At 36.3% G+C, this 22,014-nt stretch carries 26 protein-coding genes; 3 read left to right on the forward strand and 23 right to left on the reverse strand.

The genetic code is table 11. The features are described 5' to 3' along the window. The 11 genes from WCQ00_00005 to WCQ00_00055 all read right to left on the reverse strand — a co-directional run. On the reverse strand, positions 1-2,417 hold a 2,417-nt coding region (locus WCQ00_00005), incomplete at its 3' end, for a peptidoglycan-binding protein (GenBank protein ID MEI6041945.1). Between the two features lie 123 nt (positions 2,418-2,540). After that, positions 2,541-2,987, reverse strand: coding sequence for a hypothetical protein (locus tag WCQ00_00010; GenBank protein ID MEI6041946.1), 447 nt, complete (start codon positions 2,985-2,987; stop codon positions 2,541-2,543). 106 nt (positions 2,988-3,093) lie between these two features. Continuing rightward, positions 3,094-3,399 (reverse strand): hypothetical protein, encoded by a 306-nt coding sequence (locus WCQ00_00015; protein MEI6041947.1) that lies wholly within the window; start codon positions 3,397-3,399, stop codon positions 3,094-3,096. Between the two features lie 40 nt (positions 3,400-3,439). Beyond that, positions 3,440-4,168, reverse strand: coding sequence for a DUF805 domain-containing protein (locus WCQ00_00020; protein ID MEI6041948.1), 729 nt, complete (start codon positions 4,166-4,168; stop codon positions 3,440-3,442). 163 nt (positions 4,169-4,331) lie between these two features. Beyond that, positions 4,332-4,727 (reverse strand): DoxX family protein, encoded by a 396-nt coding sequence (locus WCQ00_00025; protein MEI6041949.1) that lies wholly within the window; start codon positions 4,725-4,727, stop codon positions 4,332-4,334. A 32-nt stretch (positions 4,728-4,759) separates the two neighbouring features. After that, positions 4,760-5,350, reverse strand: coding sequence for a LexA family transcriptional regulator (locus tag WCQ00_00030; GenBank protein ID MEI6041950.1), 591 nt, complete (start codon positions 5,348-5,350; stop codon positions 4,760-4,762). A 56-nt stretch (positions 5,351-5,406) separates the two neighbouring features. Beyond that, on the reverse strand, positions 5,407-5,604 hold the full coding sequence (locus WCQ00_00035; GenBank protein ID MEI6041951.1) for a hypothetical protein: 198 nt from the start codon (positions 5,602-5,604) through the stop codon (positions 5,407-5,409). Positions 5,605-5,718: 114 nt separating this feature from the next. After that, positions 5,719-6,006, reverse strand: coding sequence for a rhodanese-like domain-containing protein (locus tag WCQ00_00040; GenBank protein ID MEI6041952.1), 288 nt, complete (start codon positions 6,004-6,006; stop codon positions 5,719-5,721). An 84-nt stretch (positions 6,007-6,090) separates the two neighbouring features. Further along, entirely contained in the window at positions 6,091-6,414 is a 324-nt protein-coding gene (locus WCQ00_00045) for a hypothetical protein (GenBank protein MEI6041953.1), read from the reverse strand. A gap of 4 nt (positions 6,415-6,418) precedes the next feature. Further along, positions 6,419-7,333 (reverse strand): hypothetical protein, encoded by a 915-nt coding sequence (locus WCQ00_00050; protein ID MEI6041954.1) that lies wholly within the window; start codon positions 7,331-7,333, stop codon positions 6,419-6,421. Between the two features lie 4 nt (positions 7,334-7,337). Next, positions 7,338-7,925, reverse strand: a complete 588-nt coding sequence (locus tag WCQ00_00055) for an RNA polymerase sigma factor (protein MEI6041955.1) — start codon at positions 7,923-7,925, stop codon at positions 7,338-7,340. A gap of 346 nt (positions 7,926-8,271) precedes the next feature. Here WCQ00_00055 and WCQ00_00060 point away from each other — a divergent pair, with 346 nt between their 5' ends. Together WCQ00_00060 and WCQ00_00065 are read left to right on the forward strand one after the other, a co-directional pair. Continuing rightward, entirely contained in the window at positions 8,272-8,895 is a 624-nt protein-coding gene (locus WCQ00_00060; GenBank protein ID MEI6041956.1) for a hypothetical protein, read from the forward strand. Between the two features lie 178 nt (positions 8,896-9,073). Then, positions 9,074-9,718, forward strand: coding sequence for a phosphatase PAP2-related protein (locus tag WCQ00_00065; GenBank protein MEI6041957.1), 645 nt, complete (start codon positions 9,074-9,076; stop codon positions 9,716-9,718). 80 nt (positions 9,719-9,798) lie between these two features. On the opposite strand, the gene WCQ00_00070 is transcribed toward WCQ00_00065, so the two are convergent. Next, on the reverse strand, positions 9,799-11,556 hold the full coding sequence (locus tag WCQ00_00070; protein MEI6041958.1) for a CTP synthase: 1,758 nt from the start codon (positions 11,554-11,556) through the stop codon (positions 9,799-9,801). A gap of 76 nt (positions 11,557-11,632) precedes the next feature. Between WCQ00_00070 and WCQ00_00075 the strand changes: the two genes are divergently transcribed. Continuing rightward, the gene (locus WCQ00_00075; GenBank protein MEI6041959.1) at positions 11,633-13,513 is read left to right on the forward strand and encodes a heavy metal translocating P-type ATPase; all 1,881 of its coding nucleotides are present in this window, start codon (positions 11,633-11,635) and stop codon (positions 13,511-13,513) included. Positions 13,514-13,676: 163 nt separating this feature from the next. Here the strand turns inward: WCQ00_00075 and WCQ00_00080 are convergent, their stop codons facing one another. The 11 genes from WCQ00_00080 to WCQ00_00130 form a co-directional block, all read right to left on the reverse strand. Next, positions 13,677-13,796 carry a type II toxin-antitoxin system PemK/MazF family toxin gene (locus WCQ00_00080; protein MEI6041960.1) on the reverse strand — a complete coding sequence of 40 codons (120 nt, stop codon included), beginning with the start codon at positions 13,794-13,796 and terminating at the stop codon, positions 13,677-13,679. 20 nt (positions 13,797-13,816) lie between these two features. Beyond that, on the reverse strand, positions 13,817-14,095 hold the full coding sequence (locus WCQ00_00085; GenBank protein ID MEI6041961.1) for a hypothetical protein: 279 nt from the start codon (positions 14,093-14,095) through the stop codon (positions 13,817-13,819). A 188-nt stretch (positions 14,096-14,283) separates the two neighbouring features. Continuing rightward, positions 14,284-14,799, reverse strand: a complete 516-nt coding sequence (locus WCQ00_00090; GenBank protein ID MEI6041962.1) for an NYN domain-containing protein — start codon at positions 14,797-14,799, stop codon at positions 14,284-14,286. Between the two features lie 31 nt (positions 14,800-14,830). Then, positions 14,831-15,046, reverse strand: a complete 216-nt coding sequence (locus tag WCQ00_00095) for a DUF167 domain-containing protein (protein MEI6041963.1) — start codon at positions 15,044-15,046, stop codon at positions 14,831-14,833. A gap of 71 nt (positions 15,047-15,117) precedes the next feature. Beyond that, positions 15,118-15,693 (reverse strand): hypothetical protein, encoded by a 576-nt coding sequence (locus WCQ00_00100; protein MEI6041964.1) that lies wholly within the window; start codon positions 15,691-15,693, stop codon positions 15,118-15,120. A 130-nt stretch (positions 15,694-15,823) separates the two neighbouring features. Further along, positions 15,824-16,708 carry a hypothetical protein gene (locus WCQ00_00105; GenBank protein MEI6041965.1) on the reverse strand — a complete coding sequence of 295 codons (885 nt, stop codon included), beginning with the start codon at positions 16,706-16,708 and terminating at the stop codon, positions 15,824-15,826. Between the two features lie 74 nt (positions 16,709-16,782). Next, the gene (locus tag WCQ00_00110) at positions 16,783-17,061 is read right to left on the reverse strand and encodes a hypothetical protein (protein ID MEI6041966.1); all 279 of its coding nucleotides are present in this window, start codon (positions 17,059-17,061) and stop codon (positions 16,783-16,785) included. 210 nt (positions 17,062-17,271) lie between these two features. After that, positions 17,272-18,435, reverse strand: a complete 1,164-nt coding sequence (locus WCQ00_00115) for a malic enzyme-like NAD(P)-binding protein (protein MEI6041967.1) — start codon at positions 18,433-18,435, stop codon at positions 17,272-17,274. A gap of 126 nt (positions 18,436-18,561) precedes the next feature. Then, a complete protein-coding gene (locus WCQ00_00120; GenBank protein MEI6041968.1) occupies positions 18,562-19,647 on the reverse strand; it encodes a dihydroorotase in 1,086 nt (361 codons plus the stop codon). A gap of 93 nt (positions 19,648-19,740) precedes the next feature. Then, positions 19,741-20,682 (reverse strand): hypothetical protein, encoded by a 942-nt coding sequence (locus WCQ00_00125; GenBank protein ID MEI6041969.1) that lies wholly within the window; start codon positions 20,680-20,682, stop codon positions 19,741-19,743. A gap of 93 nt (positions 20,683-20,775) precedes the next feature. Then, positions 20,776-21,990, reverse strand: a complete 1,215-nt coding sequence (locus WCQ00_00130) for a thrombospondin type 3 repeat-containing protein (GenBank protein ID MEI6041970.1) — start codon at positions 21,988-21,990, stop codon at positions 20,776-20,778. Positions 21,991-22,014 lie beyond the last annotated feature (24 nt).

The raw sequence follows: 22,014 nt of genomic DNA on the forward strand, positions 1-22,014 counted from the left end.
CTCGTCATCTTCCCAAAGAATCCCGTACCTGGTACCTTGTTCGCCTTCTGGAACTTGATAAGCGCAGCCTTGGTAGCGGGGCCAAAGTATGTAGTCTCCTTTCCTTTGGAACCAACACCTGTCTTTGCAATAGCAAAGCCATTGTTGTTCAAGAACTTCTGTAGTTGTAGTACATCATTGTTTCTCATACCAAGTCTAAGGTCTTTGGTGAAGTCGTACTTTGTTGATGAAGTTGTAATACCACATGCTTGACCTGTGACTGTACTGAATAGGTTTCCGGAAGCACAACCAATGTTGTTTGATGTCGTGCTTGATGAGACAAGAGTAGCAAGGAGAGCTGGAGGATAATATCCACCACCTCCTCCCCCACCAGAAGATACAACAATACTTGGATCAGCAGATGTGGTGAAAGACATTACAGAAGTTGTAGAAGTGTTTGAGTCAGCATCGGTTGAAGTGATTTGGTAATAGTATGTAGTGCTGTAGCTTAAGTTTGGGAGTATCACATAGTGTGATGTTGAAGCAAATGATGCATCGGTTGTTGTTGAGGTTGTAACAGATGAGTCTGTTCCATAGTTTAATCCAGTTGTTGCTCCCTTGTCTGTGTTCCAAGAGATTGTAGCTTGAAGACCAGATAGTGAGACGGCGGTGTTTGTAATTACAGATGGTATTGTTAAGCCAAAGATACCAAATGTTGAGAAGTGTGTTGTTGGGCAAGTTACGGTGTGAAGTCCAGTATCAACTACACAAGATGATAGCGGAGACCATACAGATCCATCAGTACTGAATATTGTAAGGGTTGAGGGATCAGTGACACCAAGTGTTGCTGGGTTATACGTTAGGGTGATGAATAATGGATTGGTGAATGTTGTAAGGGTTGAAGTTGCTGTTGGCATTGCTTGCAATTGATACAGTGAGTTGAATAGATTGTATCTTGCTGGTTTGCCGAGAGTGGAGATGACGGTTGTTGTTGCGAGTTCTGTGGCTTCGAACTGGGCGGTGGTTGTTGTTGCGGAGAAGCCGGTGGGGATGGTTAGGTGTAGGTTTCCCAGACTGAGTGTTCCCAGGTTGCTGATTGCAGTTGAGGTTGATTGAATGTATGTGGTGTTTGCTATACAGCCCGATGTTTTAAAGGAGTAGTTGGGGGAGGTGGCAGGATTGCTGTATATATCCATTACATCGTATTTATAATTATATGTGGTGCATGGAAGGAGGTTGGTGATGTTAAAGGAAGATGTTGTTGAAGCGGTTGATGTTGATACTGTATCAGTGTATATACTTGGTGCGAGACCGTATGATACTGATGATGTTGCTGATTTGTCCGTAGTGAAGGAGATGGTTGAGGTAGATACTCCGGCTGAGAGGCTGTTGTTGGAGATTATTGGGGTGGTGAAGGAGATGGTGCCACTGTGATCTAGTGAAGTTATTGTGAGACCATCATAAGAGACAAATAATCTTCCAGGAGTTGAATCAAACGTTGCGTTAGTACCAAACACGTTCGAATCCGAAGAACGAACAAAAGCAGTACCTCCGTCTATAGAACTATACAAAAACCAATTACCTGCATCCGGTGTACGACCTGCAAACACCTTCATTCCATCATAGGATGAAGCAATCTTTCCCCATCCTGCAGTAACTCCAGGTATATCATAATATGTCCAAGATAAACCATCATTTATGGATGTGTATATCTTAGAGTCAGCATCATCAGCCCAAAATAAATGACTTCCATCAGGAGAATATTTAAAGCCCATCAAAGTCCCAACCACTGTTGGAAAAGTAGCGGATCTATCTACCCAAGTCGCACCACTAGTTGTTGATACATAAAATTTATTAACACCATTAGAAATAGATATTTTTGTACTACTTGCTGACATAGTGAGATAGTTCCAATATCCAGACGGTATACTAGAAGTTGCCCAGGTCGCACCACTTGTTGTTGAATAATATAAATACGGCGCAGTATTATTGGTTAAAAATAAATTTACGCCACTAGCTGATGACCACATGTCTTTCCATTGTGTATGCGGTATAGAATTTACAGAAGTACTTGTCGCCCACGTTAAACCACTATCTATCGAATACCATATATTTGTATTTGTTTTTAGCCATAATTTTGTAAAATCGTCTGACCCCGTTATACTTATACCCATATCGGACCATGTACTTGTACCCAATTGACTGATTGGAGTAAAGGTAGCGCCGCTTGTAGTTGAAATGTTGATAGATCTGGTTCCGCCCCTAACGCCAACGATATTCCTGCCATCAGAAGATACAAAGTTAGTGTAAGACGTTTGAGTAAAATTTTTTTCCACGTGGGCAGTAGAAGCTTCAGCTTTTTTATACTCAACAGGACATAAAACAATCGAAAACAAGAACAATGACAAGGTAATCAGTTTAAGATTATTTTTTAACATATGTTTTATTCTAACATAAAAACAAAATATTTACTAGTAAAATAGACAATCGAGCCCTCGTTAGAGAGCTCGATATAATGTCTTGACCTTCCGTATTAATAATTTAAATACCTATTCTGGTGACTATTTAGCTTTTACGATTTTTGTTGTAACAGCAGCCCCTTTTTTAACGACCTTCTTTACAGACTTTGCTCCTACTCCCAATTCCTTTGAAATTGTCTTCCAATGAGACTTTAATTCTGTTGCTAATTTTTCAAGCTCTGGAGCCTCAATCTTCTTGATTTTAGTGTACTTTGATAATACAGAGTCCACATTAGTTTTGTACTTGTCCTCTGTAACATCCTTCATGTCTTCTAGTCTATCAAGTACCTCACCCTTTGCTTTTAATATCCAACCTTTAGCGTTTTTAATTTTTTTCTTTGCATCTTTTGAATTGTGAACAAAATATGCTCCAACTGCAGCTGCTGCAGTAAGACCACCAATAACTCCTAGAACACCCGCAACATTACTGCCTTTAGCGTCAGTGCTTTTTTTAGCACCTGCTTTGTTTCCTGTTTTTGTTGTATTCATAACTCATATATTATATCAAGAGTAAAAAATTATGCAAAATAGATATACCCTAATATTAGGCAATTCAGTCCAAGGTTTAAATTGTGAGTAACTACGCCCCGAATACCTAGTCCTCTTTCTTTACCTTCTTCTTTCCCCCAGCTCTAGATTTACGTGTAGTCCTTTCTTCCCCATCCCCAGCAGATCCATTACCCGATCTAATAAAAGATCCAAAAACAAACTTCATTAGATTCATTGCCTTGCTTCCCTGCTCCTCAATAGACTCTCTAACCATCAAAACATCTTCCATAATACGGTCAGCCTCTTCTTTTAATTTTCTAGATGTATATTCCAAATGCCTAGCTATTTGTATAATGTAATATAAAAATATTATTAGCAGCGATGTAAGGACCACCATTGCTAATGTTGTCATAAAGAAAAATATATCGGCATGAACAAAAGATGAATTCATTTTAATTTAAATTAAGTATTTTTTTAAAGGTTGAACCGTGTGCTACAGATATTTTACCATACTTATTTGGTTTGGACATACCAGAATCGAACATAAGAAATATAAATAAAATAAAAAGGGCTGTATCATAAAGAAACATTCCTATGGGTGCGTATTCTGAAGATGGAAAAACAAACATTCCAAGATATAGAAAACTTATAATTCCCGGTAGTTCCAAATCATGAAGTCTTCTTGTAATCAATGAAAGGAAAATTAAAGTAAAGGGTGCAAACATAATTGGCATATACAATAACAAAATATTATTTGTATCACTTGCAACTAATTGACCAAGAAGTCCCCATGCCTCCGGTGACATAGCTTGAATAAAGCTAGCTACAATTATTAATACACTGAAGAAAAGGCTGAATAAAAAAAGTACAGAAATTGTAAAATCTTTTTTATTCAGTCTTCCAGCAAATAGCCCAAGATGAGCATGCTGATCTTCTGCTGACGGTGATTTTTTATTCTTGACCACACCCTTATTCTTGTTAAGTGTCGGTAAAAAGTTATTAGCTGCAGCAACATCCTGATGTAATGTTCTGTGGGTTTTCTTGGTATTACTGATACCTTCTTCTATCTCTGAGTCAGAAAAACCAGCACTTTTTAAAGACACGTTTATCTCGTCTATAGTGTTAGCTTTCTCAAGCTTTCTAATTATAAAATTTTCAATTCCTTCCTTTGATTTAGTCACAATATTATATTACTTTATTAAACCAGCATAAACTCATTTATCCCTAGTCATTATAATTAGTATACTATGATTATTTTAAAATAAAACAGCCGGGTGTGAACTAATTAGTTCACACCCGGCTGTTTATAATAGAATCGCTATTCGTAATTACTATTGATTATAACTATTTCTTTGAAGGTAATCTATATTTTGTTGAATCAACTGAAACAAGAACAAAAAGTAAGGCTATAATAACAATATCAAACTCCCACCCACCTACTCCAGAAAAACCAGCATTCCATACGAATATTTTTGAAAATATCGCTCCAAGTATCACTACTCCCAGAACTGATCCAGCTAATCTTATTTTTGTACCTAACAATATAAATACCGCTGACGCTAATTCTACAAGACCTACTATTGTCATAAATATTGACCCTTGTCCGCCTAGCTTAGTAAGTGCGTGATAAATAAAGACACATCCGATAACGATACGTGCAAACATCATTGCCTCATGAGCATACTTTCCCACCTGAGTTATTTCATGTATTTTGTTATTCATTTTTTTTAATTCGTTCATTTTGTAATTTTATAAGTATCTAATAATTAAATTTATTTAAGCTTTCTTATGACAGCTTTGACAACAGCAGCAATCTGAAGGTCGTATTCTGGATAAATATTTGAGTATTTTTTATTTGCTGGCTGTAAGTATATCTTACCATGTTTATCATGCTTTAAGTATTTGAGTGTCCAACCCCCATCTATTTCCGCAACTATTATTTCACCATCTTTAATTTGTTTACCACCTTCAATTCTCTCTACTAATACATAATCACCTTCACTAATATGGGCTTCTATCATGGAATCCCCTTTTACTTCTAGCATGTATGTAGAGGAACTACTTTTACCATCAAGAAGCCACTCATCCAAGCTCAATGTATCTAGAACCTCCTCTTCTGCTGTTGTTGGGATTCCAGCTTCAACCACTCCAAGCAATGAGACTTCTCCAAAAATATGTCTTGGGGACAATTTACCAGTTGAATCTTTCTCTATGATGCCATCATCAATCAATTTATTAACTAATTTAAATACGGCATTCTTTGACTTAAAACTAAGCAAGGACATTATCTCTGAATAACAAGGCATGCGCCTGTTGCTTCTATAAAAGTTTGTTATTTTTTGTTTATAATCTTCGTAGGACATTATTAATTATTTTTATTTTACTCAGCTCATTGAATTCACATTCATTTTACCAGAGACTACAGGAAGAAAGAAGCTAGAGCGAAAGTTCTGGCCATTGATGCCTCCCCTTCAATTTTTCTCAATTGACTTACCAAATGTCTATGACGGCGTGACTCTTTCTCGTAAGACTGATTACGTATTATTTTTTTATCAATAGCATTGTTTAGTGACTTAACCTCTCTTCTTATTTCAAACATCATTGTCATTTTGCTCATATTATTTAAATTAATTATTGTTATTAATATAAATATATTATAAGTGAACGAACGTTCACCGTCAAACATTACAGAGAAAAATGTTGTGGATAACTCAAAACTCCACTTAAGAACCTAGATTAAGCTGATGATTCCTCCTGCATTAACAATATTAGTAAAATCCATTAATTTTAATAAACGCACAGCTTTCTCTGATCTTGCACCAGACATACAGTAAGCATAGATTTTAGAATCTCTAGGCACATTTGGAACCTTCCCATATTCAATATCTTCAACACTTAGGTTGATTGAATTTGGCAGTGAAAACTCTGCAAACTCTTCCTTTGATCTCACATCCAAAAGATATGCATTACCAGCCTTCACTTCCTCGTGTATTTGATGTGTATCAATTTTTTCTGTCATAGATATATTATATGCTATTTTTGGAAAAATAAAAAACACCAGATTGGTGTTTTTTGAGTTGTATTTATTTAACTAGAATTTAATTTATATTTTTATTGTTGATGTTGTTGATGTTGCTGATGTATTTTGTTTGACTTTTTTAGGAGTCTTTATTTTTTTTGATTTATTATTTTGTATCCTTACTGATGTTGACGTAGGTGTTATTTTTTTTGTTGATATTTTAGCCTTTAAATTAACTTTTCTTTGTGCGGCCGTAAGCTTTGGAGATACTACCTTGTTTTGAGTTAAGACCACTTGGGTCGATGTAGAATTTACATCACTAGCAAGAGATACTCCTCCACTTACAGCAAAAAGAACGACAAACGGGGCTGAAATAGCTAAATTTTTAAAAGCTTTTCTTAATTTCATTTGATTATTTTAATTGCACCATACTGTTTATAATATTGTATGACTTCATAGCCTTACACTTGTTATTACGCTGGTCTGAAATATTTCTTTCATTTTTATCTGAGTTTTTTAAATGCTCTCTTATATCCGCTACGGCAGGAGCATATTTAGCGCTATCCCAAGGAAGAACATAGCAAGCACTCATTACTCTTGTCATAGAAGATGAAGCTATTCCATTTCCACTAGTGATACCAACAACTCTAATCTGAGATGACGTGGATATTAGATCTAGACTTACATCAGGAATATAATCGGAAGATATCGTCCATAAATTACCGGTGAAATCTTTTAGAACAAAAGTTGAACTACCATCGGAAAATGAAATAACCTCTCCAGAAAGCACTCCTTTATCTGGCTGATTCCAAGCCTGCCTTCTCGTAAAGTCTGATGATCTAATAAACATATTGTTTGTTGTAATATTTTCATCAATTAATCTTGAAATTCCAAACTCATGTAAGGCTACTCCTCCCGCAATATTTGCAACTAATCCAAATAAAAGCACTATACTAAAAGAATACTTATAACCCTTATTTGTATGTCGATAATTTTCATATCCCAGGAATGCAAATGTGGCAAATAAGACTATCCATATATATGGTGTCATCTCTAGTATGAACTCGATGATGCTGTCGTGAGTTATTTCATAAATTTCAGACTCTGAATTAGTAAAAGTAAAAATCATCACAGAAAAAGCTATAGACCCAATTATCAATGACAAAACAAATAAGGACCAGAAGGCTTTATTTCTAGCAGAGAAATAATACTTAGACGTAGGTTTTATTTTATTTTTTTCGATAAGCCCCAACACCTTAGCTTCCAGATTTTCATCTTTTTTTGTGTATGTATTGCTATTTATTTGTGTTTTTATTTTATGTTCCATGTTTTTATTTTTGAATCGAATTTTCAAGATGTTTTAATTTAACCCCCAATCTCTGTTTGGCCCTTCGGATAAGTGTTGCGACCGAACCTGTTGGAATTTGTAAAATGTCAGATATATTTTCATAGTCTCTGTCTTCAAAGTATCTGAGGACTAGAACGTCTCTATATTTCTGATCGATTTCTAAAATTGCCTTACCTAATAATTTGGAATTTATTTTTTCATCAATTTCCTGAACCAAATCGATATTTTCATCTTCAATTCTAAAGATAATTTCCTCGCTATCGTCAATCATGTTACCTTCCGGTCTCGCCTTATTGTGCCTAAAAAATGAGATAGCCTCATTGTGAGATATTCTGTAAATCCAAGAAGAAAAAGAAAGGTCCTTATTGAAAGAGTTTATATTTTTATAAATTTTTATGAAAACATCCTGAAGAAGATCTTCCATATCCTCATCCTTATAAACACCAATTCGCTTAAGGTACCTTGAAAGTGGGGCTTGATATCTGTCAATTAAAACAGACATAGCTCCATGTTTTGACGCAATAAGTAGTTCTACTAGCTCGCCATCTGTTTTTTTTGAGATATCGTCCATATTCTATATAATACAAAGCTCCTAATACAAAGCTCCACAGGATACTACATATATTACTACGTATAATAAAGTATCTAATTTCAAATAGCTACCAAGAGCACAAGTTTGAATATTTAGAATTCTGTCAGAAATCAAAACAAGCCAGGTTGAACAACCTTATTATTACCCTTGACAATAAACATATTCCATAATATAATATGAAAAGAGTTACCGCCGAATACTCCACTAGGTAAAAGGGTGTCATCGAACCCGAGTCACCTGTGTGGGTTACTCGTTTGACATCTGGGCTTGTGCCACGTCACCTGAAAGTGATGAAAAAGTACTTAGATTCTAGGCATACACAAAAATGACGACTAACCAAAAAAAACTGATTGAAAAGACAGGCGGACTATTTGGGAGGATCAATGCTGTTGTGCACCCAAATGACAAAGGCATTATCTTCAAGGTAAATGCGGAAGACTGTTTGCAAGAGGCAAGAAGCTGGAACCAAATCAAAATTGTCCTGTTGATGATTACTTCATTAGCAATTGCAGCTGTGATTGTGGACTTTGGTCTGCCGTTGTGGTATTTGCTGCCTGGCACCATTATCATTGGAACGATGATGGGCAAGTTCGATAAAAAGAACAACAAAATGAGGCTCATCATCGGCCTAGCCAAGAAGTGGTCTCCTAATCGGAGAAAACTTTTGCAGCTTACGAAGGGGGTCACCATTCCCGCTGTACAGCAGGAATATACTGACGACGCCGACCTGCGTGCCTACCTAATGGAACCACTGTTCAAGACGATTGCAAATGCAATCGCCTACAAGGTGGTCAAAATTGAGAGTCTGACTGGTGAATCAAAACACCCCAAGGAAGACAAGAAACGAAAGGAACTGAATGAGTTGGCTGGGGCCTTCAATATGTCAATTCCGTGGACGGAGATCTTCAAGGAATCCGTTAGTATATTCGGGAAGCGTGAGAGGATTTAACCACCCTCTTCAATCCAGACCAAACCCAACCGCGACGCACAGTGCGCCGCGGTTTTTTAATTTCTCAGTTTTTGGTCCATTGATTTTAGCCAAAAAATATCAGTTCAAAAGAGACCGTCTAAAATACTTGGTTGCTGGTCTGAAAAATGATAGAATCATAAGACTACACATACATAACATGAATCAAATAAACCCAAAAAATTTAGCGTATTTAAAAAGTAAGACCTACACTATCGCTATACTAGATAGTGCAATTTTTCTCGGACTCGCGCTTGTTGCAAATTTCTTTGCGGGAAGATTTGCAACATTTAAAGCCGGAAATTCAGTGAATGATATAGTACTTAGTAATATTCCAGTTTATGATGTTCACAATATCTTCATCTACGGACCAATTGTAATGTGGGCTGTATTACTTGTTTACTGCTTTAACAAACCTCACAAAATTCCCTTCATATTAAAAAGTATCGCTATTTTTATATTAATTAGAAGTACCTTCGTTTCGCTTACTCATATTGGACCATTTCCAGATAGATTAATAATCGGACTTGACGGAGCAAACTGGATGAGGTTATTCACATTTGGTGGAGATCTTTTCTTCTCGGCCCACACAGGACTTCCCTTTTTACTAGCCTTAATTTTCTGGAAAGAGAAAGCTCTTAGAATAGTTTTCATTGCAACATCTGTTTTCTTTGGAATTATAGTTTTAATGGGTCACCTTCACTATTCAATAGATGTTCTATCGGCGTTCTTTATTACCTACTCAATTTACTGTATATCAAAGTGGATGTTCAAGAACGATTTCGCAATGTTTGAATTGAAATAGTCTAAGTATCCACAACTAATATACAAAAAAACCTGTAGTAAACTTTAATACTACAGGTTTTTTATATTCGCAGCCCTGAACTATAGACTAATAATTGTCTTCAAAAACTCTGTAAACAAAGGATGCGGATCAAGTGGTCTTGCAAGAAACTCAGGATGAAACTGTGTACCCAAGAAAAATGGGTGTTCACTTTTTGGAAGTTCTGCAATTTCCATCAGCTTACCATTTGGAGACTTTCCAGAAAATACTAACCCAGCAGTCCTTATCTCCTCAACATATTCAGGATTAACCTCATATCTATGTCTATGTCTTTCAATAACCTCATCTTCGCCATATGCTTTGTGTGCAATTGTCCCCTTCTCTATGTGAGCTTCGTATGCACCAAGTCTCATCGATGCGCCATAATGACCATTGTCTAATTTAATCTTCTGATCAGGCATTATATCAATAACCACATGTTCTGCTTTAGGATTAATCTCAGCAGTATTTGCGTCTTTCCAACCTAAAACATTTCTAGCGTATTCAATTACCAGAAGCTGCATTCCATAACAAAGACCAAAGTATGGAATCTTGTTTAATCGAGCAAATTCTATGGTACTAATTAAGCCTTCAATTCCAGAATTTCCAAACCCGCCTGGAACGATTATTCCATCGTAATCTTTAAGACTTTTAATTGTCTTTGGGTCCTTCTCAAAATCCTTAGAATTTAACCACGATAATTTAACCTTAATCCCCAACTTATATGCAGAAAACTTAATTGCTTCAATAACAGAAACGTAGGCATCAGAAAAGACAAAATCTCCTGAGTCAAAATACTTTCCAACTACCGCAATTTTTAATGTTTTCTTTCCACTTTTTCCATCATCATTTTTTACAGCATCGCTCGCTGCTTTTACTTTTGAAACAAAACCCTTCCATGCTTTCATGTCTGTATTTCTATGTTCCAAGGAAAGCTCTCTAATTATCATCTCTCCAAGTTGATCCTTTTCAAAGTTGATAGGAACATCGTAAATGCTATCTATGTCAGGCGCTGATATTATATTATCAACGGGCACACTACATGAGAAAGCAATTTTCTCTTTTCTCTTTTTATCTACTGGAACTTCACTTCTTGCAACGATAAAATCTGCATGAACTCCATATGAGTTTAATTGTCTAATAGCATTTTGAGTTGGCTTACTTTTCATTTCTCCAATCTTGTTTGGAATTGGCATATAGGAAACCAAAATAAATACAACATCTTTTGGATGTCTAAGTTTCATTACACGAGCCGCTTCAATAAACATAATGTTTTGATAGTCGCCAACAGTTCCACCAATTTCAACAACTGTTATGTCAGAATCATTCATCTTTCCAGAAGCTTCATATCTATTTACAATTTCGTCTCTAATATTATCTGCATCAATACACTTTCCACCAAAGCCAAGTGCACGCTCTTTATCTATAACATATTTATATACCATTCCAGATGTCATATAATCTTCCTTCTTTAATGATCGATTAAGAAATCTCTCATAGTTTCCCATATCTTGATCAGTTTCAAGTCCTGAGTCCATAACAAAAACCTCACCATGCTCGGTGGGGTTCATAGTACCCGCATCTACGTTTAGATACGGATCAACTTTCATTATATTTATTTTGTATCCTTTAGCCTCAAGTATAGTACCAATTGACGATGTAGTGATTCCCTTTCCTACTCCTGACATAACCCCTCCAATTACGAATATGTATTTATGCTTATCTACTATTTTTTTGTCTTTAGCCACTTTATCTGTTTTACTTGTTTTTATCTGTTTTTTTGCGATTTTGTTTGTTTTGTTGATTTTGGAATTGGGCATGGTTTCTCTTTATTTTAATATTTTTTGAGAATAATGCAAAAGGCGTAAATATGCTGTAAAATATAGACTGAATAACATGAAAAAATACATCAACTCAAATAGCATACTTGTCGTGACTATCTTGATTGCCCTCATAAGCTATGCCTTTCTAAGATCCACAGAATATAGGCAATATATTGATACGATTATTGTATCCATAACAATTATAGGTTCCCTTCCTATAGCCTATAATCTAATAATTTCCATATACAAAAAACAGTTTGGAGTGGATCTTATCGCTCTTTTTGCAATTATAGCAACGCTTTTGACCAACGAGCATCTCGCTGGTGCAATTATTCTTTTAATGCTTTCTACTGGAGTTTTTCTTGAAAAATATGCAGAAGGCCAAGCAAAAAATGCACTGGAAAATCTATTAAGATACGCCCCCACAAAGGCACATAGAGTTATAAAAGGTACAACAAATTTTGAGGATATAACTGTTCAAGAAATTAAAATTGGTGACACACTACTTATTAAACGAGGAGAAATTATGCCCGTCGATGGCGTTGTTGTTTCAGGAGTATCTTCAATTGATGAATCTATTGTTACCGGAGAACCAATGCCAAGGAGTGTTAAACCGAGTTCAAAGGTTTGGAGTGGTACTACAAATACAGTTGATGTAATTTATATTAAGTCTACAACAAATTATGAACAAAGTACTTTCTCAGCAATCATCAGATTAGTAGAAAGAGCTCAAGATGAAAAAGCTCCCACAGTTAGGTTGGCAAACAAATTCAGTGTAGTCTTCACTGTCACGACTTTCATTATGGCTGGTATCGCATGGTACATTGATCCAAAACTAGTTGCAGCTGTTTTAGTTGTTGCAACACCCTGCCCTCTTATCCTAGCGGCGCCGATTGCTTTCATTGCTGGAATGAGTAGATCAGCAAAGAATGGAATTATAGTTAAGCATGGTGGAGTGTTTGAATTAATTACAAAAGCGCATTCTTTCTTTTTCGATAAAACAGGCACGCTCACTTTTGGTGTACCTCAGGTGAATAAAATTATTATTTTGGATAATAGTTCTGATAAAGGTATATCAGCAAAAAAGTGGACCAAGGAGGAGGTCTTAGCACTCTCTGCTTCTGTTGAACAATTCTCTACACATATACTTTCACAAAGTATTGTAGCCCTTGCTAACACTCAAAAACTTGATTTATTTGTACCTGAAAAGTTTGAAGAAACATTAGGTCAGGGTATAAGTGGGATAGTTAAGACAAATAGTCATGAGGCTACAGTTGTTGACGGTAGAGCGTCCCTGTTAGAATCAAAAGGAATTACAATTAGCGGTGAGGCAAAAAGACTTGTCGCAGAAGCAAAGGCCACAGGGGAGATGGCAATATACATTGCGGTTAATAACAGAAATGTTGCAGTGATGACTTTCTCAGACAAAATAAGAAGTGACATTGCTGATATTTTAGAAAAGATAAAAGAAACAGGAGCTGAAATTGTTTTGGTAACTGGCGACACTGAGGATAGGGCTCAAAAAATTGGTGAAGAATTAGGTTTTACGATAATTGAAGCGAATTGTCTACCAGAACATAAGATGGATTTAATACAAAAATATGAAGCCGCTGGAAAGCCTGTAGTGATGATTGGTGATGGAGTTAATGACGCACCAGCAATCGGACGAGCAAGCGTTGGTATTGCACTTGGATATCATGGAGCAACTGCATCGACGGATACAGCTGATGCAATAATTACCTCAGATGATACAGCAAAGGTTTTAAAATTAATTCAGATTAGCCATAAGACAATGACCATTGCCATGCAGTCTATTTTTATTGGAATGGCATTAAGTTTAACAGCAATGGTTTTTGCTATATTTGGTTTTATAACTCCAATTTCAGGTGCGCTACTTCAGGAAGCGATTGATGTTTTGGTTATATTAAATGCTTTGCGTGCGCTGAGGAATTAATACATATCACAATAGCCCAAAGACTACTTATAACGCTAATATTCGTAGAACCTGATTAATTTGACACAAAAATATAATCCATGATAAACTGTAAGTACGTTTTGAGATTAACGTGCACAGTTGATCTTTTGATTCTGGTTTAGCAATGAACCAGATGACAATTTTAGGGAAGCTCAAGTAAAATCTTGAGTTTTTCTTTTACCTTATTTAAATCAGATAGGCTAAGTTCCCCTATTTTTACAGATAATCTCTTTTTATCAATCATGCGAATCTGATATAACATCACACATACAACCTCATTGTTCAATCTGACGTTTGAAAACCATGTACCTTTTTTTGTTTGTAAGTCATCGGCAGCCCGATACACAGACTTGAGGATAATTTCTTAATTACTAAAATAGGACGTCTAAATACATCTCCTTTGCCAAACGACTCCTCCCCAACATTAATACCAACAGAACACCACCATACGTCACCCTCTCTAAAGTACATCACCTGATTTTGATAATGTTCAGCAAATTGAATACTTTGTTTTTTACTATTCCAATCATTGTATTTCTCTATCTTTTTTTCTTTTTCCATTCAACAAACATAACAAATCACACCTATGATTTTCATAAAGAAATTCTAAATAAAACCATTAGTAGATATAAAATATACCGATTGCCACCGATAGAATCCTATTAATTTGACACGAACGAGCGCCCTACTATATACTATAAATACGCCAAAAAAGATCTTGTTAAGCCGCGTGCTTAATGAGAGCTTTTTTATTTTTCTAGATGACGCTTAATTTGTATCAAGTACATAAGCCTTAAGTATGATCTCTGTTTTATAAAAATCGATGTGCTTGATGGAGTCACCGCTATACATAAAACTAATTTACCCATATCACGAGCGTAATCCATTAAGAAGACAAAGTTCCCATCACCTGATATTATTACTATTTTATCAACCAGACTTCTCTCCACGTCTAGTGTCATTCTGTTTGTTAGTTCAACGTCACAATTGGCTTTAATTCTACCTCCCTCCATAGATATTTGTTTTATGACTAATTCAACACGGTACTCATTGAGAGTATATTTAATATTTTCTAAATACAGGACATCACCGACAAAGAAAATTATTTTACAATCTTTATGTTTATCATAAAGATATTTAAAAAGCTTACCTAAATCTAAATTAAAATTTATTCTTTTTGCACACAGAATAACATTAGCTGCATCTATATATATTGAGGTTAATTTCACCCCTAGATGGTAGCAAACCACTCCTGCTATTTTCATAAAGAAATTCTAAATAAAACCACTAGTAAAACTACTCCACTATATCCAAAATCTTAGACGGATGATGATGCCCTGTAACTATTCTAACTTTTGATCTAACAATCTTAAATTCCCCAGCAAGCAATTCAATCATTCTTCTGTTGGCCCTATTCCCTTCCGCAGGTTCTTTTACATGAACAATAAAACTCGCATCATTCTTTTTAACGATTTTATCTTCCTTACTATCCGGCTTAATCTTTACGTGCATCAACATTTATTATTATTTTAGGTCAGGCGATTTTGGTCAAAGACCTAAATCGTGCGCCTAACCTTAAATTATTATTGCAATATCATACCCTTAACTTCAAAAGTCTTAACTGTTCTTACCGTGGGCTCAGCTGACATCGGCTCATCTGTGTTTCTATCAATGTAAACTAGCTCAATTTTACCATTCCTTATTTTAATACTTATTGGTTCAATTCTATCTCCTATAAAGATAGAGTTAGTATTTTTTATAACACCCGCGTTATTCATTACAGAAACCACATAATAAAATAAACCAGTTCCTCCAGAGTCCTGTACCAAAAGTACAGCTGAGTCATTTTCCTTATCATTATTTAAGTCTCCAATAGCTGGCTTATCAAACACAGTAGTTTCCAGCTTCTCGGCGGATCCAGGTACTATATCTGATGTCGATGTACCGTTGGCTAATGTAATTTTTTCACCTTCAATATCATAAGAAAAATTTAAAGGGTCGAAGTTTAAATTACTCGTACTAGTTGCGCTCGTATTCACATTATCAAAATTATGAACTTCTTTTTTCTTGTTACCCAACAAGTACCAGGCTCCAACAACTAGAATAATTATAAGTAAAATTATACCCAAATATTTATTTCCCTTAGTCTTTGTTTTCATACGCTAATTATAGCACCAAAAACGCAAACAAGAACTGCAACACCTGAATTTACAAATGCCATTTTATATATCAAAAAAATCCCACCTTTTAAAGATGGGATTTTTAGGTTAGCATTTAAGCTATTGTAATTTAATTTGACTTTGAGGTTGTAGTCTTCTTCAAATCCCCCTTTTTAACAGCCTTACTTCCTGGAGCCTTAAGACCGTTTGTGATTATTGAAGCTGCTTTTCTAGCTGCTGCCAAATCTGCATTTGCATTCTTGATACTAGTCCTTGCTAACTTAAGAGCTGCAGTATTTGCCTCTAAAGTTGCCTTGTTTCCATTATCAGGAACTAATCCTGAAATTGTTGTTTGAGCAGTTAATGCTTCCTTTTTTGCATCTGCTGTCTTTACTATCATTGAATCAAGTGCAGTTTGTAATGTTGTTACAACTGTTCCTGTTGCCTTTGCCTCATCTATTCTTATTTGTAATTTTGTAGCTACAGTTTCGAGCATTGTTGCTATTGTATTCACTTTATCAACTGAAGCTAAGATGTTTGCTCTAGGAATTACCAATGCGTATATTCTTGATCCGGAAATAATAGTAGCTAAATCTGTCTTAATTGTTGCAATATCTGTATCTGTCGCAATTTTAGAATTTAGAGCCTGTAGTTTTGAAATCTCAGATTGTATTTCTGAAGACAATGTTGCTTTTTCTGAAGCTGAAACATTTTTCATTCCATTAACATTCTCCAATGTCTTATTTAGACTTTCAACTCTTTTTGTAATTTCTGTATCAGCCTTCTTTATTGCATCAACAATTGTTTTTGCAATCTTTGTAGCCTTAGTTGATGAAGCTGTTGATGTTGCTCTAGCTTGTATCTTAGCCTTTATACCATTACCTCTCATCAATGGTTTCGGTGATGTAGTACCGGCATTAATATCCGCAGCTTTTGACAAAGCTGGTAGTGAAGAAAAAGATAATGTCAAAACCAAAGCCAGAGTCACAATCAATTTTATTTTATTATTTTTCATATTTTATTTGATTTGGGAGTCGGTTACATGTTTTAGGTCTTTGACCAAAAACGCCTGATCCCAATTATTAATTATTAATTAGCTGAAGTTGTGTTCAAGGCTTTAATTTGATCATCGACTTTACTCAAATCTGTAGTAAGAGCCTCGTCTGAGTTATCTTGTACTGAAATTGATGTGCTAGCGTCTTCAATTACTGCAGATACCTCCGTTGTTGTAGCTTGTAATTCAAATTGTTGAACTGGAGCAACAGTTGGCACTTGGGATTCTGGATTACTACCAATGAACCACCAAATACCTCCGACTAGAATAAGTATTATAATCATCCATGAAGTTGTCTTTGCTGTATCAGTCATATTTATATATTTAATATTAGAATTAATATCGGGCGCACGGTGCACAGCCACGATGAATATGGAAACCATGTAGCGTTATACCGAACATGCCCCACCTAACTATTATACACCCCTGTCATCAAAAGGTGAATATCTCAAAGATTTCATAAATTCAAGGTCTCAAAAAAGGATTTCGGGCAAACTCTCCAAACACATATCAATAATCACTACTTAATGACTCTTTGCAGACTTCATAACAGCTTTTGCAACAACCTTCGCTACCCTTCTGTCAAAAGGACTTGGTATTATATAGTCCTTTTTAAGCTCTGTTTTTTTAACGAGTGATGCGATTGCGTGAGCCGCAGCTAGTTTCATCTCATCTGTAATTTGTTTAGCTCCAGAATCAAGGGCTCCACGGAAAATTCCAGGAAAAACCAAAACATTATTTATCTGATTTGGATAGTCTGAACGACCTGTTCCAAAGACAGCAATCTTTGTTTGCTTCGCATCCTCATAAGATATCTCAGGATTTGGATTGGCCATTGCAAAAACAATTGGATTCTCTGCCATTTCACTCACCCATTCTTTTTTTAGAGCTCCAGCAACCGATACACCAATAAACACATCGGCATCTTTAATTACAATATCAAGAAGCCCTTCTACCTTCTTCTTGTTTGTAATTTTTGCCATTTCAATTTTTGATGCATTTAATCCTTCTCTCCCTTCATAAATTGCACCCCTACTATCTACAATAATCATCTTCCCCGCTGTTATTCCAGCCTTGATAAGTAGTTTTGAAACTGCTGTTGCTGCAGCTCCAGCTCCATTTACTACAACTTTAATATTTTTTATATCCTTCTTAATAATCTTTAGCGCATTTATTAATGCAGCAAGCACAACAATTGCTGTACCATGCTGATCATCGTGAAAGACAGGAATATTCAATTCTTTCTTTAGACGCTCTTCAATATAAAAACAATTTGGCGCAGATATGTCTTCAAGATTAATTCCCCCAAATGTTGGTGCTAATAATTTTACGGCTTCAATAACTTTTTCTGGATCTTGTGTATCAAGACAAATTGGGAAAGCGTCTACATTTGCAAATTCCTTAAATAAAATAGACTTTCCTTCCATAACAGGCATCGCAGCATAGGGACCAATATTTCCTAGACCAAGAACCGCTGAACCATCCGTTATAACCGCCACTGTATTGCCTCGCATTGTGTATGAATTAACCTGCTTTTGATCCTTATGAATTAAACGGCACACTTCCGCCACCCCCGGGGTATAAGCCAAAGATAAATCAATTTTTGTTTTAAGTGGAACTTTGGATTTTAATTCCATTTTTCCTTTATATTTCTTGTGAAGTGCTAATGATTTTTTATTGTAGTCCATACAGCAATTATATCACATTCAATTTAGCGACAAACATCAGAGTACACTACCTATAAAAAACAACCCCGACAGCAATTACGCCGTCAGGGTTGGGGTTATTAAACTAAAACATCGATCCGATACCAATCAGAACATCATCTTGCCATGAGGCCAATCCTGCAATTTCCAATTCAGAGTTGTTCCTCCCTTGAAGATTTGAACCGGGCCTAATTTCATGGGGACTTCCCACGACTCACGCTTAATTGTCATAAACTCGGTAGATACCTCCATGTCATACAGATCAATGAAGTTCTCTGACATGAATGGACCCAGATGTTTCAAGGCATTATCTTCATCGAAGATTGTTGTATATAATTCAACAGCATTTGGTGCAGTGAAGATACCAGCTGCACATCCGTAACAATGAGACTTCGCAGCTTCATCATGAGGAGCAGAATCAGTTCCCGCTCCAAAACGAGGGTTTCCAGAAGTGACATGCTTCCGAACACGCATACGATGCTCTTCACGCTTAGGCACAGGTTTGCAATAGTTCCCTGGATTCATTCCACCCAAGAACATTGCATTCCTGTTGATCATCATGCCTTGAGGAGTAGCTGTTGCATAAATTGGATGGTCAACCTCCGCTACAAAGTCTGCAGAACGTCCATCGGTAATGTGTTCAAACACAACCTTGAGCCCTGGGAAGACTTTTATCAACGGAACCAAATCACGCTCAATGGAAACAATCTCGCGATCGAATTCATCAACCTCTCGCTCAGCCGCTTCAAAGTGACCAAGAAGTGGAATACCATGTTTCTCCATCATTTCAAAGACAGGGTATCTTCCAAGAAGATTTCTGACTCCATGTTGGGATCCCGTTGTTCCCCCTTCTCCATTCTTGTCAGCCATATACAATTTGACAGCAGTAAGATATCCAGTGTCAATCCACTTCTTGATTTCAGAGGCTGGAGTTGTGTCGGTGAGATACAACGCCAAACGCGGTTCAAAGTCACTCCACCAAGGAAGGGTTTCTTTGATTCGGCGATAATAAGCTTCAACCTTTTCCGGCGTATCAATCTGATCAGGATATTTCAGGTTAGGCATAATCAGCGCACCACTTGCCTGTTGGCAAACAGTAGCTGGCAATACCAGACTCATCACTTCTCCATCTCTCACATGTAAATGGCGATCAAACCATCTTTTAATCAAGATTTTATTTTGTTTTTCTTTCACGACTCAATTTCTTTCTATGTTTGTTTTGTTTTCTGCGTTTTGCGGTCAGACACACGATTCAGGTCTTCGACCAGAATCGCCTGACCCCAAAGATTATTCCAACAAATGTGTTGGCTGATCCTGATGATTCAATTCCTCCACAATCGCTGTCGGCCTCCATGGAGTCCTTAAGTGAATTGCACCGAAGCTAATTGCAGCGGCTTTGAGAATTAAATTTGCATGTACAACGTCTTGATAGTTCATCACGCTCGGCACAATTACCGGAAGTGATCCTTGTCTGTAGAGCTGTTCAGCAGCCCTCCAATTAAGTTTTTGTGCTGGCTTCCCAGACACACCACCACCACCTCCACCAACTTTTTTCTCCAATCTCCAAAGAGGTGTTTCCTCACCGTCAGGAAAGGCGGTTTTCCAAGGTATACTATTCAGAGCGATTGCTTCCGCAATGCCCTCCAGATCACTGGCGATAGTCAAATAGTCTTGGTCAACTGAAACCTTCACGATAACAGGGTGCCCAGACACTTCCTTCACAGCCTTAACAGCATCAACGACACTGCCAGCGTCTTGCAAAGCATCTCCAGAATTTGGACATGAATAATTCACCTTGATTGCAACAAATGGATATCGGTTGAGCATCTTTGTCATTTCGACAAGCTCTTCCTTTGTTCCAAAAATTGAGGCAATTAGAGGAAATTTTACAAAATCATGAAATGGTGCAATTTCTTTACACCACCAATCAATTCCCTTGTTAGTCAATCCAATCTTGTTGACAGAGCCTCCACGAATCAAACGCATGCAAGTCCAAGGATTCCACCAACGCAGATTTCCCGGACGAGGATGACGAGTCAGAGTTTTGATAACCACGGTAAAAAGCTCGGGTTTAATAATCCCAAGCCAAACCAATGGCCATTCCCAAAACCATCCTTTCCCATCAAAAGCGAGAGCCCCGCTTGCAACAACATATTTCAACTCATGTCCATTCGATAGTTTAATCATCTTATGTATTCCTCCAGTTTGTAGTTTTTGTTCAATTGTCAATTGTAAGGCCGTAGGACCGTTACAGGACGATGTCGATTTAATCGACTATACGGCAATCCTAGACTAAATAAGGCTTAAAAGCAAACCAAAATACTATAAATTATTCTTCCTAATTCTATTCCCTGCAACAAACAAAAGTGTCAAAAAAACTAAAGCTGAAAATCCTATTCCCGCCCAAGCTATCCAGGGATATTGTTCAGTGAATCTACTTTCACTAGTGTCGCAAGCATCTCCAATTTTATCGCCATCAGTATCTCTTTGATCATAATTTGGAACATCCCTACAATTATCTATGGAGTTAATTATTCCGTCTCTGTCATAATCATCACAAACATCCCCTCTTCCATTTTGATCAATATCAAGCTGATCTCCATTGGCAACGTTTATACAATTATCTATTACATTAGGAACACCATCTCCGTCAGTATCACTTAGGACAAAAACTGGGTTCTCCAAAACAGCAGGCATTGAGATTTTCCTTACACCAAGAGACGATGAATAATTGGAGGCCTCTTCATAATTTGCATATATCTTAGGTGCAACTTCAGGATTTACATAAATTACATACTCTTTTTTGGGAAGCGCTAAAAAACTTAAGGACTCTCCAGCATATGCATTTAATGTATCATTTAAATGAATCTCTGAAATTCTAATAGGTTGAGCGTATTGTAGTTCTAAAATCCATTTGTTTGACAATGTTATTGGAAAGTTAATTTCATTTGAGGTTGGTTTGTAATTGTTTAGCAAGACAATTTCTTTGCCATTTACGTATGCCTTCAATGTAACCAATGTAGGTAGTGAGACATACGAATCAAAAGATAAATTTAAAGAGTCAGACTTAATTGCTTTTGAATAATTAATTGAAATTGCAGAAATACTTTTACTCTCTTCCTTATTAAGGTAGAAATCCTTCATCGTTTGATAATTATTATCAAACAAATCGTTTAGATTTTCATTAGTAGAAATATCTATTGCATTTACATTATTAACATTTATTTGATTATCTCTCGTGACCAAACTTGAAATAAATTTACCATCAGTTTTATTGTATACACCAAAAGAGTCACTACTGATTTGATTGATGTCTATGGGAATCTGTAAGAGTGTCGGAACTAATATATTTTGGGCAGGAACTTTCATATAGTTCTTATACGCTTTAAATATCACCTCGTTTGTTGATGTGGCGACACTTGTCACAGGTTGCCAATCTTTTACAATCGCATATGCAGGCTTAAAACTTAAAATTAGGACGAATGCTATTGCAAGACATGCTGTAACCGATGATTTTATAATTAGTTTTTTATTCATGTTTATTATTGTTTTTATTTTTAC

The organism is bacterium, from assembly GCA_037127815.1.
In the GTDB taxonomy this organism is placed as follows: domain Bacteria; phylum Patescibacteriota; class Minisyncoccia; order Phycocordibacterales; family CAIZLB01; genus CAIJKW01.

Bases quoted from the DNA above. Each gene is read 5' to 3' on its own strand.
- WCQ00_00030 (MEI6041950.1), bottom strand. From the start codon at position 5,350: ATGTCCTACGAAGATTATAAACAAAAAATAACAAACTTTTATAGAAGC.
- WCQ00_00110 (MEI6041966.1), bottom strand. From the start codon at position 17,061: ATGACTGATACAGCAAAGACAACTTCATGGATGATTATAATACTTATT.
- WCQ00_00040 (MEI6041952.1), bottom strand. From the start codon at position 6,006: ATGACAGAAAAAATTGATACACATCAAATACACGAGGAAGTGAAGGCT.
- WCQ00_00080 (MEI6041960.1), bottom strand. From the start codon at position 13,796: ATGTTATATCAGATTCGCATGATTGATAAAAAGAGATTATCTGTAAAA.
- WCQ00_00085 (MEI6041961.1), bottom strand. From the start codon at position 14,095: ATGGAAAAAGAAAAAAAGATAGAGAAATACAATGATTGGAATAGTAAA.
- WCQ00_00015 (MEI6041947.1), bottom strand. From the start codon at position 3,399: ATGACAACATTAGCAATGGTGGTCCTTACATCGCTGCTAATAATATTT.
- WCQ00_00045 (MEI6041953.1), bottom strand. From the start codon at position 6,414: ATGAAATTAAGAAAAGCTTTTAAAAATTTAGCTATTTCAGCCCCGTTT.
- WCQ00_00115 (MEI6041967.1), bottom strand. From the start codon at position 18,435: ATGGACTACAATAAAAAATCATTAGCACTTCACAAGAAATATAAAGGA.
- WCQ00_00095 (MEI6041963.1), bottom strand. From the start codon at position 15,046: ATGCACGTAAAGATTAAGCCGGATAGTAAGGAAGATAAAATCGTTAAA.
- WCQ00_00035 (MEI6041951.1), bottom strand. From the start codon at position 5,604: ATGAGCAAAATGACAATGATGTTTGAAATAAGAAGAGAGGTTAAGTCA.
- WCQ00_00050 (MEI6041954.1), bottom strand. From the start codon at position 7,333: ATGGAACATAAAATAAAAACACAAATAAATAGCAATACATACACAAAA.
- WCQ00_00055 (MEI6041955.1), bottom strand. From the start codon at position 7,925: ATGGACGATATCTCAAAAAAAACAGATGGCGAGCTAGTAGAACTACTT.
- WCQ00_00105 (MEI6041965.1), bottom strand. From the start codon at position 16,708: ATGAAAAATAATAAAATAAAATTGATTGTGACTCTGGCTTTGGTTTTG.
- WCQ00_00100 (MEI6041964.1), bottom strand. From the start codon at position 15,693: ATGAAAACAAAGACTAAGGGAAATAAATATTTGGGTATAATTTTACTT.
- WCQ00_00060 (MEI6041956.1), top strand. From the start codon at position 8,272: ATGACGACTAACCAAAAAAAACTGATTGAAAAGACAGGCGGACTATTT.
- WCQ00_00130 (MEI6041970.1), bottom strand. From the start codon at position 21,990: ATGAATAAAAAACTAATTATAAAATCATCGGTTACAGCATGTCTTGCA.
- WCQ00_00070 (MEI6041958.1), bottom strand. From the start codon at position 11,556: ATGCCCAATTCCAAAATCAACAAAACAAACAAAATCGCAAAAAAACAG.
- WCQ00_00090 (MEI6041962.1), bottom strand. From the start codon at position 14,799: ATGAAAATAGCAGGAGTGGTTTGCTACCATCTAGGGGTGAAATTAACC.
- WCQ00_00010 (MEI6041946.1), bottom strand. From the start codon at position 2,987: ATGAATACAACAAAAACAGGAAACAAAGCAGGTGCTAAAAAAAGCACT.
- WCQ00_00065 (MEI6041957.1), top strand. From the start codon at position 9,074: ATGAATCAAATAAACCCAAAAAATTTAGCGTATTTAAAAAGTAAGACC.
- WCQ00_00075 (MEI6041959.1), top strand. From the start codon at position 11,633: ATGAAAAAATACATCAACTCAAATAGCATACTTGTCGTGACTATCTTG.
- WCQ00_00025 (MEI6041949.1), bottom strand. From the start codon at position 4,727: ATGAACGAATTAAAAAAAATGAATAACAAAATACATGAAATAACTCAG.